Source organism: Streptomyces sp. WMMB 714 (genome assembly GCF_900090125.1).
In the GTDB taxonomy this organism is placed as follows: Bacteria; Actinomycetota; Actinomycetes; order Streptomycetales; family Streptomycetaceae; genus Streptomyces; species Streptomyces daqingensis.
Map to the genome: position 1 here is coordinate 42,153 of NZ_FMHJ01000017.1, position 15,919 is coordinate 58,071.

Below are 15,919 nucleotides of genomic sequence, written 5' to 3' on the forward strand. Positions count from 1 at the left end.
CGCCTCCCGTCCGCCCGCCGACCTGCGGCCTCAGCCGCCTCGCGCCCCTGCGGGGCGGGGGTCAGCGGGCCTGGGGCGGCTCGTCCGAACCGTTGTCCCGCTGCCGTGCCTCTTCCTCGCGGCGGTGCAGCTCCGCCTCCTGCCGCGTCGGCTCGGCGGGCGCGCCGTCGCCGGAGGCGCCCCCGTCCGCCGGGACGGAACCTGCGGCGGGTTCCGCGCTCTTGCCGCGCTCGCCGCCCTCGGCCCCGGCGTCCGGACCGGTCCCGAGCGGACGGCCGGACTCCGCGCCGCCCTCGTCGCCCTGCTCACCGTCGGTCTGCGGGCCGCCCGAGGGCGTTCCGTCCTTGAGGGACTTCAGGAACTCCGGGTTGTCGTCCGGGGCGACCCACCGCCGCTCGTCGGGGCGGGTGGCGCCGTAGGGGGCGTTCCGGCGGGGGCGTCCGACCGCGAACCAGGCGATCGGGCCGAGCAGCACCTGGCCGAAGAGCAGGATGATGAGCACCCACGCCACCTTCGGCAGCTTGCGGACCTCTTTCTCCGGTGTGTTCAGGCAGTCGATGAAGGCGTAGATCCACACCGCCAGGACGAGGATGAACGGCAGGTACCTCAGCATGTGTGACGCCCCCTAGGCGAGCTGTCCCGGCACGGCGGGCCAGTAGTGCGGTTGGCGCGGTTCGCGTTGCGGTTCACGTACGTAGGCCAGCGTAACGGGGAGCTGTGCGGCCCCGGGGGCGGGCGGCGAAGGCCACGGGGCCATACCGGATACTGGAGCGCATGGCTTACGACGATCTCCGCTCGCTGCTGCGGGCGCTGGAGCGGGACCGGGACCTCAAGCGCATCAAGGCCGAGGTGGATCCGTACCTGGAAGTGGGAGAGATCGTCGACCGGGTGCAGAAGGCGGGCGGCCCGGCGCTGCTCTTCGAGAACGTCAAGGGCTCGTCGCTGCCGCTCGCGATGAACGTCTTCGGGACGGACCGCCGCCTGCTGAAGGCGCTGGGGCTGCGCTCGTACGACGAGATCAGCGAGAAGATCGGCGGACTGCTGAAGCCCGAACTCCCCCAGGGGTTCGTGGGGATGCGCGAGGCGTTCGGGAAGCTCGGCGCCATGGCGCACGTCCCCCCGAAGAAGGTCAAGGACGGCCCCGTGCACGACGTGGTCGTGCAGGGCGACGACGTGGACCTGGACCAGCTGCCCGCCCTGTTCACGTGGCCGGAGGACGGCGGCTCCTTCTTCAACCTCGGGCTGACGCACACGAAGCACCCGGAGACGGGCGTACGCAACCTCGGCCTCTACCGGCTCCAGCGGCACGACCGCCGCACCATCGGCATGCACTGGCAGATCCACAAGGACAGCCGCAACCACTACCAGGTCGCTGCCCGGCGCGGTGAGAAGCTGCCCGTCGCCATCGCCTTCGGCTGCCCGCCCGCCGTGACGTACGCCGCGACGGCGCCGCTGCCGGGCGACATCGACGAGTACCTGTTCGCGGGGTTCACCCAGGGCAAGCGCGTCGAGATGGTCGACTGCAAGACCGTGCCGCTGCAGGTGCCGGCGAACGCGGAAGTGGTGCTGGAGGGCTGGCTGGAGCCGGGGGAGATGCGCCCGGAGGGCCCGTTCGGGGACCACACCGGCTTCTACACGCCGCAGGAGGACTTCCCGGCGCTGACGATCGACTGCGTGACGATGCGGAAGCGGCCGGTCTTCCAGTCGATCGTCGTGGGCCGGCCGCCGACGGAGGACGGGCCGCTCGGCCGTGCCACTGAGCGGTTCTTCCTGCCGCTGTTCAAGATCATCGTCCCGGACGTCGTGGACTACCACCTCCCCGAGGCGGGCGGATTCCACAACTGCATGATCGTCTCGATCGACAAGAAGTATCCCAAGCACGCGCAGAAGGTCATGCACGCGATCTGGGGCGCCCACATGCTCTCCCTGGAGAAGCTGATCATCGTCGTGGACGCCGGCTGTGACGTACGCGACCTCCACGAAGTCGCGTGGCGGGCGCTCGGAAACGTCGACTACTCCCGTGACCTGACCGTCGTCGAAGGGCCGGTCGACCACCTCGATCACGCCTCCTACCAGCAGTTCTGGGGAGGAAAGGCGGGCATCGACGCCACCGCGAAGCTGCCCGAGGAGGGGTACACCCGCGACGGCGGCTGGCCGCACATGATCGAGTCCGACCCGCGGATCGCCGAACGCGTCACCGCGCGCTGGAAGGAGTACGGCCTGTGAGCGGCGAAGCAGTCGCGGGCGGCGGCGGAGCCGGCCACGGGGAGACCGCGCGGCCCGCCCCCGCGGGGAGCCCGCGTCCGCAGGGCGGCGTACGGGCGTTCCTGCGCCTGGTGATGATCGAGCACTCCGTCTTCGCGCTGCCCTTCGCCTACATCGCCGCGCTCACCGCGATGTTCGAGGAGAGCGGAGCCGTCGAGTGGCGCGAGCTGCTGCTCGTCACCGTCGCGATGGTCGGGCTGCGCACCTTCGCCATGGCCGCCAACCGGATCATCGATCGCGAGATCGACGCCCGGAACCCGCGCACGGCCGGACGCGAACTCGTCACCGGCGCACTGTCGGTCCGCTCGGCGTGGGCGGGCGCCCTCGTCGCGGTCGTCGTCTTCCTCGGGGCGTGTGCGCTGCTCAACCCGCTCTGCCTCGCGCTGGCGCCGGCGGCCGTGCTCCCGATGGTCGTCTATCCGTACGGGAAGCGCTTCACCGACTTCCCGCACGCCATCCTCGGACTCGCGCAGGCCATCGGCCCGGTCGGCGCGTGGATCGCGGTGACCGGCGCCTGGTCCTGGGACGCGGTGGTGCTCGGGCTCGCGGTCGGCGTGTGGATCGGCGGCTTCGACCTGATCTTCGGCTGCCAGGACGTCGCGGCGGACCGCGCCCACGGGGTGCGCTCCGTGCCGGCCCGCTTCGGGATCGCGGCGGCGCTGTACGGGGCGCGCGTCTGCCACGTCGTCACCGTGCTGCTGCTGTTCTGGTTCGGTTGGCTCACCGGGGCGGGGGCGTTCTACTGGCTCGGGCTGGTGATCGTGGCCGGCGCCTTCGTCTACGAGCACTCCATCGTCAAGCCCGGTGATCTGTCCCGCCTCAACCGTGCCTTCTTCAGCGTCAACGGCTTCATCGGCATCGCGCTGTTCGTGTGCGCGCTGCTCGACCTCGCCGTCCGCGGGCTGGGCGTCTGACCGCCGGACGCCGGACGCCCGCGCCCCTGCGCCGACGGCCCTGCGTCAGTGCCGGGCGTCGCGCCCGGCGTCAGTGCCAGGCGGGCTTGGTTCCGCCGGGCGCACGCCGGGAGGACGTGAGGAAGGCCGCGACGATCCCGCCGACCAGCCCGAACAGGTGCCCCTGCCAGGAGATGCCGCCGTCGGTGGGCAGCACACCCCAGAGGATCGAGCCGTACAGGACGGCGACGACACCGCCCAGCGCCACGTCGGTGATGCGGCGGTCCACGAAACCGCGCACCAGCAGGTAGCCGAAGAGGCCGAAGATCAGGCCCGACGCCCCGGCCGTGTTGCTCGCCGGCGGGGCCACCAGCCACACGCCCACCCCGCTGACCACGATGATCGTCAAGGCGACGGCGAGGAACCTGGCCGTCCCGCGGAGCGCCGCGAGGAAGCCGAGGACGAGCAGCGGCAGCGTGTTCGCCACGAGATGGCCGAAGCCGAAGTGCATGAACGCGGCCGGCACGACGTCGACCAGTTCGTCCTGCCGGCGCGGGACGATCCCGAAGGTGTCCAGAGCGTGGCCGGACGCGTAGTCGACCGCCTCCAGCACCCACAGCAGCGCGACCCAGGCCAGTATCAGCTTGGCCGCCGTCTTGGCGCCCCCGCTCGTGACCTTGCCGCTGCTGGTGCTGTCGGTGCCGGACCCTGATCCGTACGCCATCGAGTCTCCCCTTGAGAAGAGTGGGCGGAGCCGATGCCTTCGCAGTGGGAACGTGGCAGACGGCGCGCGTGTTCCGCACCTCAGGATGGCGTCAGAAATGCTCCGTGCCCAGGGCGCCGTACATCAGCGCCGCCACGAGGTCCTGCGGCTCGAGCTCCTTCGTTCCGCCGGGCGCGGCGACGGGCACGGCGTCGCCGCCGCTGAACTCCACGCGCAGGGGCAGGCTCCTGCCCGTGCCGGTGAACTGGTCGAGGTCGAGCGTGAGCGTCGTCAGCTGGCCGCGGCGGATGTCGAGATCGGCGGTGACGTCGCGGTCCGGCACGCGGTCGGGGTCGATCTCCGCGCCCAGCGGCTTCAGCGCCGAGACGAGGTCGTCGGCGGCTTTGTCACCCGGAAGTGTGAGCCGGACGCGCTCGGCTCCGTCGTGCTCGCCGCGGTCGGAGAATTCGGCGTGCTCGCGCAGCAGTTCCTGCACTCCCGTCACGAACTCCCGCTGGGACTGCCCGTCGAGCGCGGAACCGATGGTCACCGCGTCGCGGATCTCGCGGGTGCGGCGGGCCTGCTCGCTCTTCCGCTCGGCCTCGGCCCTCTCCGCGTCCTCGGCCTGCTTCTTCTTGCTCTCCGTCCGGTTCTTCTCCCGGTCGTTGTCCAGCGCGCGGGCCGCGAGCATCTCGGCGGTACGGGCGAAGTCGTCGAACGCCTCCGGATCCACCCGCACCCATTCGCCGTCGAGGGCGTCCTTGGCCGCGCCGAGCGTGGACGGCAGATCGTCCGTGAGCCCGACGATCTCCGACGCGGTGCGGCGGGCCTTCGCGGAGCCGTCCGCCTGGCGCACGAGCGAGCGCAGGCTCACGCGCAGATAGAGCTTGTCCTGCACGGACTTGACGGCGGCGATGTCCTTGCCGCCGAAGTTGAGCGCGGCCGCCACGTTCGCCGCGTCCGACCCCGGCATCTCCTTCAGCGGGACCTCCTCGTCCCCCGAGCCGGCGGCCACGGTCAGCTCCGCACGCGACAGCCGGAGGGCGTCCCGCTGCGGAACCGGCTTGCCCCGCGCCGCCTCCAGGAAGCCGCGGGCGCGCTCGGGCGAGCCGTCGACGGAGACGGTGACGCTGGCCGCGGACTGCTCGCCGAGCTTCACCACCGAGTTGCGGACCGTCATGCCCGTCGTCAGCTGCTCCGCCGCGCTGCACGCGGCGGCCGAGACGGCCAGCAGGGCGGCACACGAGACGGCGGCGGTGAACCGCAGCCGGGGACGCGGGCGCGGGCGGGAGGACTGCATGCGGAAAGCCAACCGCATCACGTGCCTCCGGCGCCAGTCGGTACCGAGCCCCGGTGCCGCGCCCGGGCCGCGGGCCGCGAGCCGCACCCTGCCGCGCGGGTTCCCGAGCCGGTTCCCGAGCCGGATCCCGAGCCGGTTCCTGCGGCAGATCCCGCCGGATCCCGCGTCCGGGAGAGTGCCGTCCGGGAGAGTGCCGGGTCCCGTCGCGCCGGTCTCAGGCCCCGCGCCCGGGCCCGGCCAACTCGCCTTCCCAGCGCCGGTAGAGCTTGTGCGGCACGCCCGCCGCGTCCAGCGCACGCCCCGCGACGAAGTCGACGAGCTGCTGCACGGTGCTGCCGCCCGCGTAGAACGCGGGCGACGCGGGCAGGACGACGGCGCCCGCCTCGTCGAGCGAGACGAGGTGCTTCAGCGTCTGCCCGTTGAGCGGCGTCTCCCGAACACCCACCACGAGGGGGCGCCGTTCCTTGAGGGTGACCGAGGCGGCGCGCTGCAGCAGGTCCTTGGAGAGGCCGAGCGATACGCCGGCGACGCAGGCCGTGCTGGCGGGCACGATCAACATCCCGCGCACCGGGTACGACCCCGACGAGGGGCCCGCGGCGAGGTCGCCCGCAGGCCAGTGGCGTACGGCGGCGACGTCCGGATCGAACGCGTCCGGGGTGCCGTCCGCACCGCGGGAGAGCCAGCGGTGCAGGTCCTCGTCGGCATGGCCGTCGCGGAAGGCGTGGCCCGTCTCGTCCAGGATCGTGAGCCGGGCCGCTCTGCTGACGATGAGGTCCACGTGCTCGCCGGCGTCCAGCAGCGCCCGGAGCACGGCGGCGGCGTACGGCGTTCCCGAGGCGCCGGACACCCCGACGACCCACGGGCAGCGATCGGTCGTTGCGGTCACGCCACCGAGCGTACGCGGGGCCGCGGCGGTCCCGGCCGCCGGGACGGACGCATCGGCACGCACAGGCACGGACGGGCATAGGTGCCGCGCCGTACGGGCCGCGGCGGCGGCTCCCGCACCCCGGCGGAAGGCTCCGCAGCGGCACAGCGAGTGCCTTCGGCGGCCCTTGAGCAGAGGTGTCTGAGGGCGAGCGAGCCCCATGCCTTAGATTCGTTACCGGAGATTTCGCAGAACCACGCTTCCCTGCCGGGAGGAACGTCCCCTGCCTCGGGCGGGAGGACGCGTTCCGCGGCGGTGAGGACAGTCCAGGCATTCGGCGACGGAAGGCACCAGGACACATGGACGCGGTCGACAGGCAGCTCATCCAGGCACTGCGCGAGAACGGCAGGGCCTCATACGCCGAGCTGGGCCGGCTCGTCGGCCTCTCCGGCCCCAGCGTCACCGACCGCATCAACCGTCTCGAGACCGCGGGCGTGATCACCGGCTACCGCGCCACCGTCGACGCCCGCTCGCTCGGCCTGGGCGTCACCGCCCTCATCGGCATCCAGCTCAGCGACGCGACGGACCACGAGGACGTGGCGGGCCGCCTGCGGAGCCTCACCGAGGTCGAGGACTGCTGGTTCATCGCGGGCGACGACTCGTTCATGCTCAAGGTGCGCGCCTCCGACGTCGACGCCCTGGAGACGCTCATCCAGAGGCTGTCGGGCACGAAGGGCGTCTCGCGGACGCGGACCACCGTCGTCCTGTCCACGAAGTGGGAGAACCGGGTCGGCGAACTGCCCCAGGAGGTGTGAGCGCGGCAGACCGGCCGACCGGTCCGTGCTCCCGGGGAGTAGGCTCCAGAAGGCGCTCGAAGCACACATCCGAGGAGGGCGACGCATGGACGCTGGGCTCAAGCGCGAGCTGGAGGAGAAGGTCCGCGCAGGTGAACGGCTTACGCGTGAGGACGGCCTGGCCCTCTACGACAGCGACGACCTGGCATGGCTCGGCGGTCTCGCCCACGAGGTGCGAACGCGGAAGAACGGCAACGTCGTTCACTTCAACATCAACCGCCACCTCAACATGACGAACGTCTGCACGGCCTCGTGCGCGTACTGCTCCTTCCAGCGCAAGCCCGGTGAGAAGGACGCGTACACGATGCGCATCGAGGAGGCGGTGAGGCTCGCCAAGGCGATGGAGGGCGAGAACCTCACCGAGCTGCACATCGTCAACGGCCTCCACCCGACGCTGCCTTGGCGCTACTACCCGCGTTCGCTCAGCGCCCTCAAGGAGGCGCTCCCGGACACCGTGTCGCTGAAGGCGTTCACGGCCACCGAGATCCAGCACTTCGAGAAGATCTCCGGGATGGACGCGAGCGACATCCTCGACATCCTCATCGAGTCCGGCCTCGAGTCGCTGACGGGCGGCGGCGCCGAGATCTTCGACTGGGAGGTCCGCCAGCACATCGTCGACCACGACACCCACTGGGAGGACTGGTCGCGCATCCACCGGCTCGCGCACCAGAAGGGCCTCAAGACCCCGAGCACGATGCTGTACGGCCACATCGAGGAGCGCAGGCACCGCGTCGACCACGTCCTGCGGCTGCGTGAACTGCAGGACGAGACGGGCGGGTTCCAGGTCTTCATCCCGCTGCGCTACCAGCACGACTTCGTCGACATGCAGGACGGCAAGGTCCGCAACAGGCTCCAGGCGCGCACCACGATGGCGTCCGGTGCGGAGGCGCTGAAGACGTTCGCGGTCTCGCGGCTGCTGTTCGACAACGTGCCGCACGTGAAGGTCTTCTGGGTGATGCACGGTGTGCAGACCGCCCAGCTCGCACTGCAGCACGGCGCGGACGACATGGACGGCTCCGTCGTCGAGTACAAGATCACGCACGACGCCGACAACTACGGGACGCCCGACAAGCTGACCCGCGAGGACCTGCTGGAACTCATCCGGGACGCCGGCTTCCAGCCCGTCGAGCGCAACACCCGGTACGAGATTCTGCGCGAGTACGACGGGCCGGACCCGGAGCGCCGCGAGTCGCCGCAGCCGATGCGCATCTGAGCACGAACGGCCGGGTAGCCGGCGCGGGCCCCGGGGTACCCGGGGCCCATGCCAGCCACAGACGGGCCCGTCGGCCGGGGCGGAGGACCAGAGGACGACTACACGGCTGAGCCCTTCCTCCCGGACGGTGAGGCCGGTCTCGCCGCTCTGCGCGAGGCAGCCGCCGGATGCCGCGGCTGCCCGTTGCACGAGGACGCGACGCAGACGGTCTTCGGCAGCGGTGACGCCGGTGCCCGCGTGATGCTGCTCGGGGAGCAGCCCGGCGACCAGGAGGACAAGCGGGGCGAGCCTTTCGTAGGCCCGGCGGGTCGGATCCTCGACGAGGCGCTGGAGGAGTCCGGGATCGACCCGGCGCAGTCCTACGTCACCAACGCGGTGAAGCACTTCAAGTTCGGCTACGCGTCGGGCGGGCGCGGCAAGCGCCGCATCCACAAGGCGCCCAGCATGCGGGAGACGACGGCATGCGGCCCCTGGCTCCGCGCCGAACTGGCCCTCGTGCGGCCGGAAGTGGTCGTCGTGCTGGGGGCGACGGCGGGGAAGGCGCTGTTCGGTTCCTCGTTCAGGGTCACCCGGGAACGCGGATCGCTGATCGAGCAGGACGTGCACGGGCGGCGTGAGCGGGTGGTCGCGACCATCCATCCGTCCGCTGTGCTGCGCGCCGACGACCGGGAGGCCGTCCGGGCCGGACTGGTCTCCGACCTCAAGGTGGCCGCCGGCGCGCTGCGCACGTGCTGATCCAGGGCCCCTGATCAGGGACTGGTGATCAGGGGCTTCCGGGAGGGGCCGGACGGATCAGCGCTGTCCCGCCTGTCCCGCCAACTGCCCCTCCGTGCCGCGGTGCTGCTCGATGGTCCGGGCGCGCGCCGCGTGCGGGACGGTCGCAAGCCGGGGTGCGGCCAGCCGCCGCTGCACGCCCTGCACGAGCCGCGAGGCGGTGAACGTGGCGCCGTAGACGAAGCGCATCGAGGGGCCGTACGCGGGCGCCGTGAGCAGCCCGGCGAAGAACAGGCCGGGATGTGAGGACTCGAAGCGGGCGTTCAGCTCCGGAGCGTCGCTGCTGCCGACCCGGTGCAGGATCGCGCGCACGGAGTCGTCGAGCATCGACAGCCGGGCGAGCCGGGGGGCGAAACCGGTCGCCGCGACGACGTGGTCCGTCTCGACGGTGCGCACGATGCCGTCGGTGGACTCCAGCCGCAGACGCACCTGGTCGCGCACCAGCTCGGCGGCGGTCAGGCGGCTGCTGAGCAGGACCGGCACCGCGAACTCGAAGCGGTCGCGCAGCCACCAGGCGCCCGCGGGCCCGAGTGCCGTGCGGGCGATGTGCACGCGCAGCCCCGCCGGCAGCTTCCGCACCGCCCACGGGATCTCCGACCACGCCCAGCTCGGCCAGCCCGTCCCCAGTCCGCAGTGCGGGTCGCGGATCGCCTTGAACAAGGAGCGCTCCAGCGGCTGCGGCGGGGTGTTCCAGTTGATGCGGTCGGCGCGGGCCACCACGCGCACGTGGGCGCCCTCCTCGGCGAGCAGCGCCGCGGACTCCAGCGCCGCCTGCCCGGCGCCGACCACTGTGACGTCCTTGCCCTTGAAGCGGGACAGGTCGCGGTGGTGGCTGCTGTGGGAGACGAACTGGGCGGGCAGCTTGCGCAGCGGTCCCGGCTTGTGGACGAAGGGCATGACGCCGACCGCCAGCGCCACGGTGCGCGAGACGAGCACCTCGCCTTCGGCTGTCTCGACGCGGAACCCGCGGGCGCACGGCACGACGGAGGTGACTGTCTGCTCGTCCGCGGGCGGGGCCGCCCGTTTGCCGAACCACTGCCCGTACTCGGTGAACGTGCCGATGGGCAGAGGCCGTCCGTGCTCGACGGTGATGCCGCGTGCGGCGCAGTACGCGGCCAGCGTGTGAGTACCGGCGGGGTCGGAGAGGTTGGAGGACCACGGCTCGGACTTGAGGAACATGCCCTGCGGCATGTGGTCGCGCCACGAGGCCATGGGCCTGCCGAGGACGCGCAGGTTGAGTCCGGCGGCGGCGGCGTGCGAGGCGATGGAGAGGCCGTAGGGCCCTGCGCCCACCACTACGAGGTCGTACATGCGTTTCCTTCTCTCTGATCATTCACTGATCGCTCATCACGAGGGGTGCGGAACCGCGGCGCCGGAGGCAGCGCCGCCGCAGTGGACGACGGCAGCTTCGACAGCCGGTGCCGGACGCCCTGCCGGACCTTCGACATGCAGCGGACGCACCAGGCCGCCGCCATGGCGAAGAACGGGCGCGGGTCGTCGAGGGAGAACCAGGCGCCCTCCACCCGGCCGCGCCGTTCCCGCACCCTGTGCTCCCGGGCGTCACCGCGGCCGCGTCCGCGGCCGGAGGTGCGGCCGGGAGCACGACAAGAGCCCCGGTCCCGGTCACCGGTCCGCAGCCCGAGGGAGGCGGTGGTGGCCAGCGCGGACAGCAGGGCGTAGTTCTCCGCGACGAACACCCGTCCCGGCCTGCCGCGTTGCGCGGGCACGGCACGCCCGGTGAGGTGCAGGTGCTGTGCGCGTACGACGTCCGTCCCGGTGCCGTCGGTGAACAGCCGGAACTGGGCTCCGGGGCGGGGGTTGAAGTCGAGCAGGTGGTAGGTGCCCGTCAGCGGGTCGAGTCTGAAGTCGAGGTCGAGGATGCCGCGGTAGTCGACCTCGGCGGCGAGCCGCGACGCCGCCTCCTCGACCTCCCGGTTGGCGAGCCAGGTGCCGACGGCGGTCAGGCCCGTGCGCGGCGGCCACGACATCTCCTTGCGGCCCGCGCCTCCGGCGAGGAAGCGGCCGTGCTCGGCCGCGTAGCCGTGGAAGAACCAGTCCGTTCCGCGGCCGCCCGGAAGGCGCTGCTGCAACAGCAGCCGGCTGCCCGCCTGGGCGCTGCGCTCGAAGAGTGCGCTCGCGTCGCCGGGCGTCCTCACGAGAGTGGTGCTGCGCATGCCCTCCGGGAGCAGCCACGGGCGGCTCCACTTGGCCACCACCGGGAGCCCGAGCGCGACGGCCTGGCCGGCCGCGTCGACGGCGCTCCGGGGCGTCACCGTCGTGGGGTGGGCGATGCCCGCCTGCTCGCACAGCAGCGAGAGTTCGGCCTTGTCGGCGACGCGCTCGGGCAGCTCGGGCGAGATTCCGGGCAGCATGTAACGGCCCGTCAGGCGGGGTGTGAGCGCCGCGACGGAGAGTGCGCTGCGGTCGTCCAGCGCGATGAGCACGGCGGGTCTGCCGATGGAATCGGAGATCCGCAGGAGCGCCGATTCGAGTCCCCATTTCGAGGTGCTTCCCGGCGGCAGGGTGTGCACGCGGTGCAGGAATCGGCTGCTTCCCAGCGGCCCTTGTGCGGAATCCAGCGCGACATGGACCTTGATCCCCGTGCGACCGAGCGATCTGACAGCCCCCAGCGTTCCGTGGTGGAACGGATTGGGATCGAGCCGGAGCAAAAGGACGGGGACTTCCGTGTCGAAGGTCGGCATGGGTATGTCCTTGCGTCATGAATGGGGCGAACAGGGAGAAAATCTCTCCATTGGGATATCAGATCGCACTACGCCGTTCCGGAGGGTGAGGTCTGAAATGCGTGTTTCGCGACGCGCGGACGTCGCCGACGGATCGGAGGAACGATGGGGAGCCCCAAGCGCCGCAGAGTCAAAGGAGTTTGCGGCGTCATCGTCGGAGCGGGGCTCTTGGCCTCCTGTAGCGTCATTCCTGTGGGATTGCCCGAATTTGAACCGCAGGCGTTCATTCGCGGCGCGGCACAGCCCGCCGGCAGCGCCGAGTCGGAGAACCGCGAGCCCGCCACGGCGCCGTCGCCGCCACCCTCCACGGACCCGGTGCCGATGGTGGGCGCCTTCCTCCGGTCCGACGAGCGGGGCGTACGCGCGATCGACGGCATGCAGCGCTGGCTGGGCGGCACGGACCTGCGCGTCGGGCACACCTACCTCCCCGGTGACCTGTGGTCCAACATCGAGGGCCGGCCCCGCTTCCTCGCGCCGTGGGCGCGCTGGCGCAACGCCGAGCGGGACCGCATGTTCGTGCTCAACGTGCCGATGCTGGAGCGGAACGAGGAGCGGCTCTCCGACGGAGAGGTGCGCGGGCTGCTCCGCGCGGGAGCGTCCGGACGGTTCGACTCCCACTACAGGACGCTCGCCGAGAGGCTGGTGCGGATGGACCTGCGGGACACGGTCGTCGTGCTCGGCTGGGAGATGAACGGCACGACGTACAGCCACCGTTGCCGCCCCGAACCGCAGGCGTGGAAGCGGTACTGGCAGCGCATCGTGCGGACGATGCGCTCCGTCGAAGGCCAGAAGTTCAAGTTCGACTTCACCCCGAGCCGCGGCCGGGACGCCATCCCCTGGCCGGAGTGCTACCCGGGCGACGAGTTCGTGGACATCATCGGCATGGACACGTACGACCAGCCCGAAGGGGCACCGTTCGAGACGCACGTGCACGAGGCGTTCGGGCTGCAGGCGCAGGTGGACTTCGCCGCGGAACACGGCAAGGAGATCTCGTATCCGGAATGGGGCCTCTTCCGCAACGGCGACAACCCCGAGTACGTGAGCCGGATGATCGACTGGTTCGAGCGGCACAGGCCCCTCTACCAGACGATCACCGACTACTGCCCGCACGGCGTGTGGCAGTGCTCGCACAACCCGGACTCGGCGGAGGCGTACCGCGGGGCCTTCTTCGGGCGTCCCGGGGGCGGACAGGCACCCGCTCCGGCTCCGGAACAGGAGCGGCCCGCGGAACCCGCCCCGTCCGACCGCCCGACGCGGAAGCCGCTGTTCGACAAGTGCTTCAGGGGCAACGACATCTGTATCCGGATCGACAACAACCTGCCCGACTGGATCGACTGATCCGCCCCGGGACGGCGGGGTCCTCACCCCGCCGTCCGCCGGTTCTCCCCTCCGGCCGTACGCCCGCTCCCGGAGCGCCGTCCCGTCGTCCGCGTCCGCCACGTCCATCCGCCTCGCGCCGCGTACCGCCGGACCAGGCCGGCGGCGGCGGACCGCCCGAGGATCCGCGCCGTGTGCAGGGCCAGGCCCGGCGCCATCTCGCGGCGGGCCAGAACGAACCGCTGGTTCGGCACGGGAACCGGCTGCCAGCGCAGCTTGTAGGGTTCCGTGCCGCGCAGCAGGCTCAGCGTTCCGCGGCCGCTGCTCTCCGCGAACGCCGCGTCGTGCCGCAGCAGCATCGTGGTGATGTCGAGCCTCGCGGCGCGCAGGCGCGGGTGGGCGCCGTAGAGATAGCCGCAGACCATGTCGGCGGAGCTCAGGCTGATGTCCGAGGCGACGGTCTCACCGCCGATGCGGTACTCGGTCAGCACGGCGTCGCCGCTCGCCACCAACTTCCGTACCGTGCGCTGCAGATGGGCGCGGAAGCGGGGGAGCAGGTGCTCCGGCGTCACGCCGCGGCCCTCCCACTGCAGTTCGTGCAGGCTCAGCATCGTCCGTACCGCGGCCGTCGCCTCAGCGGGGCCCACCAGGTGCTCGGTGACGCCCGTCTTGTCGATCTTGCGCAGCTTCTGCCGGGTGCGCTTGGCGCTGGGCGCCGGCAGTCGCTCCAGCAGGGTCTCCATGGGCACGCCGGGCAGCTCCAGGCACACCGAGTCCCGGAGCTTCCGGCGCGGGCCCGCCCACGCGTCGTAGAGCCGCTCGGCCGCCGCGCCGGGCCGCACCTCGCGGAGGTCCACCACCGCGCCCCGTGCCACCCGGTGCAGCGCTCCGGCCAGGGCGGGGGCGGCATCGGGGTCGCCGTCGTCCAGCAGTACGTCGGAGAAGTCGGTGATGTCACCGCCGAGGGCGACCAGCGTGGGCAGCGGGGTGTACGTGAGCATCATCGGTGCGGCACCGACGAGTTCGCCGCCCCTGCTGACCAGCACGACGCGGAGCCGGCCCGGATGGCCGTAGGAGAGCCACCACGAGTGCAGCCACGCGTGGCTCTGGAAAGGGGTGGAGGACCTGCTGCGGCGGCGCAGATCGTCCCACTGACCGGCGAGTTCGCCGAAGACTTCGGGATCGCGGACGAGTCTCGCGGCCGTCGCCGATCCCGCCGGGGTGCCCGTGCCCGGGGCCTTCGCGGAGGCGGGCGCCGCCGTGGCGGTGCCCGCGCTCGCCGGTGTCCGGACGGCGGTGCTCATCGCACCGGCTCCGCACGCTTGCCGGCGCCGCTGACCTCCGCGGACAGGGCTGCGGGCGGGACGTCGTCGGTGGCGGTGGCGGTGGCGGTGGCGCCGGTGCCGGCCTCGTCGGGGCGGTGCGCGGAGGTGGCGCCCGGGGCGGCGGCGGGCGGCCAGTCCTCCGGGTGAGGCCGGCGGACTCGCTGCGGACGTGCGAGCAGCACGAGGCCGCCGATCAGTCCGCCCGCGCAGCCGCCGACCCCCACCGCGACGGAGGAGGACGGCGAGACGGGTGCCGCCGGAGCCACCGCGTCCGAGAGGACGGTCAGCCGGGCGCCGGTCCGTTTGACGCTCGCCTTGGCCGTCCGCGCGAGGGCCTTGGCGACCGCGTCGGCGTTCTTCGCCGCCTGCTTCGGCCGGGGCGACGAAGCGGTGATCTGCACCATCGGGGCGTCGGGCGAAGTGGTGGCCTGGACGGTGTCGTTCAGCGCGCCCCGGCGGAGTTTCGCCTTGTCCTCGGCCTCGGCGAGGACGACCGGGTCGGTGGCGACCTTCCCGTACGCCTGCGCGTATCCGAGGGCCGACGCGGCGTCCGAACGGCCGGCCGGCGAGACGACCACGTAGCTGATGGCCGCGTACTGCGGCGGAGTCGCCGAGGAGTAGACCGCGCCGCCCGCGGCACCCAGCGCGATGCACAGAGGCAGCGGCCACCACCTCGGCACGCGGCGCAGGGACGCGGCGAGGCGGCCCGGACGGCGCCGCTCGCCGCGGGGCGGCGCCTCGGACGCACCGCGCCGGGCCGACTTCGAGCGTCCGGCGGACTTGGTGCGTCGAGCCGACGTGGTGCGCTCGGCGGACTTGGTTCGCTTCGCGGACTTGCGCGTCGTCCTGGCCGTACGGGGCTTCTCCGTCCGCGCGGCGGTACGGGACGGCTCGGCGGTGCGGTTCTCCCGGGCGCCACTCGCCTTCCCGGCTTCGGCGCCTTCAGCGTCTGCGGTCTCCGCGCCTGCGGTCTCCGCGGCTGTGGTCTCCGCGCCTGCGCTCTCCGCGTCTGCGGTCTCCGCGGCTGCGGTCTCCGCGCCTGCGCTCTCCGTGTCCACCGTTTCGGCGCCGTCCGCCTCCGTGCTCGTGGCCCGGGCGTCTCCGGCCTCGCCGGCGTCGCCCTTCCCGGCGCGGACTTCCGCGGTCTCGACGGCCTCCGTGTCCGCCCCGCCGCGCGCCCGCACGGCCCGTTCCGCGTCGCGCGGTGCCGGGGGAGCGGCGGGCGTCTCCGCGTCCTCGGCGCCGAGGACGATGCTCGTGGTGCGGACGCCCTTCGCCGTGGCCGGCCGCTCGCCGGAACCGTCGTCCCGGGAGGCCGGCTTCCGCGCTGCCGACTCGCCCGCGACGTCGTCCCTCCCGGTCCCCGCCTTCGAGCCCGCGTCAGGCTCCGTTTCCGCTTCCGCTCCGGAAGGTGCGGCGGCCTCTGACGTCCCGGCGGTGGCGCCCTCCTTCCCGGCGGCTTCCCCGGTGGCTTCCCCTGTGGCACCGGCGTTCCCGGAGCCTTCGGCGTCCTTCGCCGGTGCCTCGGTTTCCGCGGCAGCGGCCTTGGCCGCCGGCTTGGCCGTGCGGCCCGTCGCGCCGCGACGCGAGGAACGGTTCGTGCGTGTCGAACGGGAGGCCGGTCCGGTGGCCGACTTCGCTCCCTGTGCGGCTTTGGACATTGCAGTGC

At 72.4% G+C, this 15,919-nt stretch carries 14 protein-coding genes; 6 read left to right on the forward strand and 8 right to left on the reverse strand.

Features of this window, described 5'->3' with window-relative positions; genetic code table 11:
- Positions 1-61: 61 nt before the first annotated feature.
- Positions 62-613, reverse strand: coding sequence for a PLD nuclease N-terminal domain-containing protein (locus tag H181DRAFT_RS28580; protein WP_045866831.1), 552 nt, complete (start codon positions 611-613; stop codon positions 62-64).
- A gap of 161 nt (positions 614-774) precedes the next feature.
- Here H181DRAFT_RS28580 and H181DRAFT_RS25715 point away from each other — a divergent pair, with 161 nt between their 5' ends.
- Both H181DRAFT_RS25715 and mqnP read left to right on the forward strand, forming a co-directional pair.
- Positions 775-2,226 carry a menaquinone biosynthesis decarboxylase gene (locus H181DRAFT_RS25715; RefSeq protein WP_045866832.1) on the forward strand — a complete coding sequence of 484 codons (1,452 nt, stop codon included), beginning with the start codon at positions 775-777 and terminating at the stop codon, positions 2,224-2,226.
- On the forward strand, positions 2,223-3,179 hold the full coding sequence (mqnP, locus tag H181DRAFT_RS25720; RefSeq protein WP_045866833.1) for a menaquinone biosynthesis prenyltransferase MqnP: 957 nt from the start codon (positions 2,223-2,225) through the stop codon (positions 3,177-3,179). Before H181DRAFT_RS25715 ends, mqnP begins: the two co-directional genes overlap by 4 nt.
- A 70-nt stretch (positions 3,180-3,249) precedes the next feature.
- Here the strand turns inward: mqnP and H181DRAFT_RS25725 are convergent, their stop codons facing one another.
- The 3 genes from H181DRAFT_RS25725 to H181DRAFT_RS25735 form a co-directional block, all read right to left on the reverse strand.
- Positions 3,250-3,882: a rhomboid family intramembrane serine protease gene (locus H181DRAFT_RS25725; RefSeq protein WP_045866834.1), complete on the reverse strand. Its 633-nt coding sequence runs from the start codon at positions 3,880-3,882 to the stop codon at positions 3,250-3,252.
- A gap of 91 nt (positions 3,883-3,973) precedes the next feature.
- Positions 3,974-5,161 (reverse strand): hypothetical protein, encoded by a 1,188-nt coding sequence (locus H181DRAFT_RS25730; protein ID WP_045866905.1) that lies wholly within the window; start codon positions 5,159-5,161, stop codon positions 3,974-3,976.
- A 214-nt stretch (positions 5,162-5,375) separates the two neighbouring features.
- A complete protein-coding gene (locus H181DRAFT_RS25735; RefSeq protein WP_045866906.1) occupies positions 5,376-6,047 on the reverse strand; it encodes a UbiX family flavin prenyltransferase in 672 nt (223 codons plus the stop codon).
- Positions 6,048-6,385: 338 nt separating this feature from the next.
- Here H181DRAFT_RS25735 and H181DRAFT_RS25740 point away from each other — a divergent pair, with 338 nt between their 5' ends.
- From H181DRAFT_RS25740 to H181DRAFT_RS25750, 3 genes are all read left to right on the forward strand, one after another.
- Complete coding sequence (locus H181DRAFT_RS25740) at positions 6,386-6,841, forward strand: Lrp/AsnC family transcriptional regulator (RefSeq protein WP_045866835.1); 456 nt, start codon at positions 6,386-6,388, stop codon at positions 6,839-6,841.
- Positions 6,842-6,926: 85 nt separating this feature from the next.
- Entirely contained in the window at positions 6,927-8,093 is a 1,167-nt protein-coding gene (gene mqnE / locus H181DRAFT_RS25745; protein ID WP_045866836.1) for an aminofutalosine synthase MqnE, read from the forward strand.
- Positions 8,094-8,141: 48 nt separating this feature from the next.
- On the forward strand, positions 8,142-8,828 hold the full coding sequence (locus H181DRAFT_RS25750) for a UdgX family uracil-DNA binding protein (RefSeq protein ID WP_045866837.1): 687 nt from the start codon (positions 8,142-8,144) through the stop codon (positions 8,826-8,828).
- A 57-nt stretch (positions 8,829-8,885) separates the two neighbouring features.
- Here the strand turns inward: H181DRAFT_RS25750 and H181DRAFT_RS25755 are convergent, their stop codons facing one another.
- Together H181DRAFT_RS25755 and H181DRAFT_RS25760 are read right to left on the reverse strand one after the other, a co-directional pair.
- Positions 8,886-10,178 carry an NAD(P)-binding domain-containing protein gene (locus H181DRAFT_RS25755; protein WP_045866838.1) on the reverse strand — a complete coding sequence of 431 codons (1,293 nt, stop codon included), beginning with the start codon at positions 10,176-10,178 and terminating at the stop codon, positions 8,886-8,888.
- A complete protein-coding gene (locus H181DRAFT_RS25760) occupies positions 10,163-11,569 on the reverse strand; it encodes a carboxylate--amine ligase (RefSeq protein WP_074468052.1) in 1,407 nt (468 codons plus the stop codon). The genes H181DRAFT_RS25755 and H181DRAFT_RS25760 overlap by 16 nt, the downstream gene beginning before the upstream one ends.
- 231 nt (positions 11,570-11,800) lie before the next feature.
- On the opposite strand from H181DRAFT_RS25760, the gene H181DRAFT_RS25765 reads away from it, so the two are divergent.
- Positions 11,801-12,946 (forward strand): glycoside hydrolase family 26 protein, encoded by a 1,146-nt coding sequence (locus tag H181DRAFT_RS25765; protein WP_368073297.1) that lies wholly within the window; start codon positions 11,801-11,803, stop codon positions 12,944-12,946.
- A 23-nt stretch (positions 12,947-12,969) separates the two neighbouring features.
- Here H181DRAFT_RS25765 and H181DRAFT_RS25770 read toward each other — a convergent pair whose 3' ends face one another.
- Both H181DRAFT_RS25770 and H181DRAFT_RS28585 read right to left on the reverse strand, forming a co-directional pair.
- Positions 12,970-14,229: a GNAT family N-acetyltransferase gene (locus tag H181DRAFT_RS25770; RefSeq protein WP_045866839.1), complete on the reverse strand. Its 1,260-nt coding sequence runs from the start codon at positions 14,227-14,229 to the stop codon at positions 12,970-12,972.
- On the reverse strand, positions 14,226-15,911 hold the full coding sequence (locus H181DRAFT_RS28585) for a hypothetical protein (protein ID WP_052708733.1): 1,686 nt from the start codon (positions 15,909-15,911) through the stop codon (positions 14,226-14,228). The genes H181DRAFT_RS25770 and H181DRAFT_RS28585 overlap by 4 nt, the downstream gene beginning before the upstream one ends.
- Positions 15,912-15,919: the final 8 nt, after the last annotated feature.

What these genes read in the sequence shown, in the direction of transcription:
- H181DRAFT_RS25750 (WP_045866837.1), top strand. Translation starts at nt 8,142, where the DNA reads ATGCCAGCCACAGACGGGCCCGTCGGCCGGGGCGGAGGACCAGAGGAC.
- H181DRAFT_RS25760 (WP_074468052.1), bottom strand. Translation starts at nt 11,569, where the DNA reads ATGCCGACCTTCGACACGGAAGTCCCCGTCCTTTTGCTCCGGCTCGAT.
- H181DRAFT_RS25715 (WP_045866832.1), top strand. Translation starts at nt 775, where the DNA reads ATGGCTTACGACGATCTCCGCTCGCTGCTGCGGGCGCTGGAGCGGGAC.
- H181DRAFT_RS25740 (WP_045866835.1), top strand. Translation starts at nt 6,386, where the DNA reads ATGGACGCGGTCGACAGGCAGCTCATCCAGGCACTGCGCGAGAACGGC.
- H181DRAFT_RS25770 (WP_045866839.1), bottom strand. Translation starts at nt 14,229, where the DNA reads ATGAGCACCGCCGTCCGGACACCGGCGAGCGCGGGCACCGCCACGGCG.
- H181DRAFT_RS28585 (WP_052708733.1), bottom strand. Translation starts at nt 15,911, where the DNA reads ATGTCCAAAGCCGCACAGGGAGCGAAGTCGGCCACCGGACCGGCCTCC.
- H181DRAFT_RS25730 (WP_045866905.1), bottom strand. Translation starts at nt 5,161, where the DNA reads ATGCAGTCCTCCCGCCCGCGCCCGCGTCCCCGGCTGCGGTTCACCGCC.
- H181DRAFT_RS28580 (WP_045866831.1), bottom strand. Translation starts at nt 613, where the DNA reads ATGCTGAGGTACCTGCCGTTCATCCTCGTCCTGGCGGTGTGGATCTAC.
- mqnE (WP_045866836.1), top strand. Translation starts at nt 6,927, where the DNA reads ATGGACGCTGGGCTCAAGCGCGAGCTGGAGGAGAAGGTCCGCGCAGGT.
- H181DRAFT_RS25725 (WP_045866834.1), bottom strand. Translation starts at nt 3,882, where the DNA reads ATGGCGTACGGATCAGGGTCCGGCACCGACAGCACCAGCAGCGGCAAG.
- H181DRAFT_RS25755 (WP_045866838.1), bottom strand. Translation starts at nt 10,178, where the DNA reads ATGTACGACCTCGTAGTGGTGGGCGCAGGGCCCTACGGCCTCTCCATC.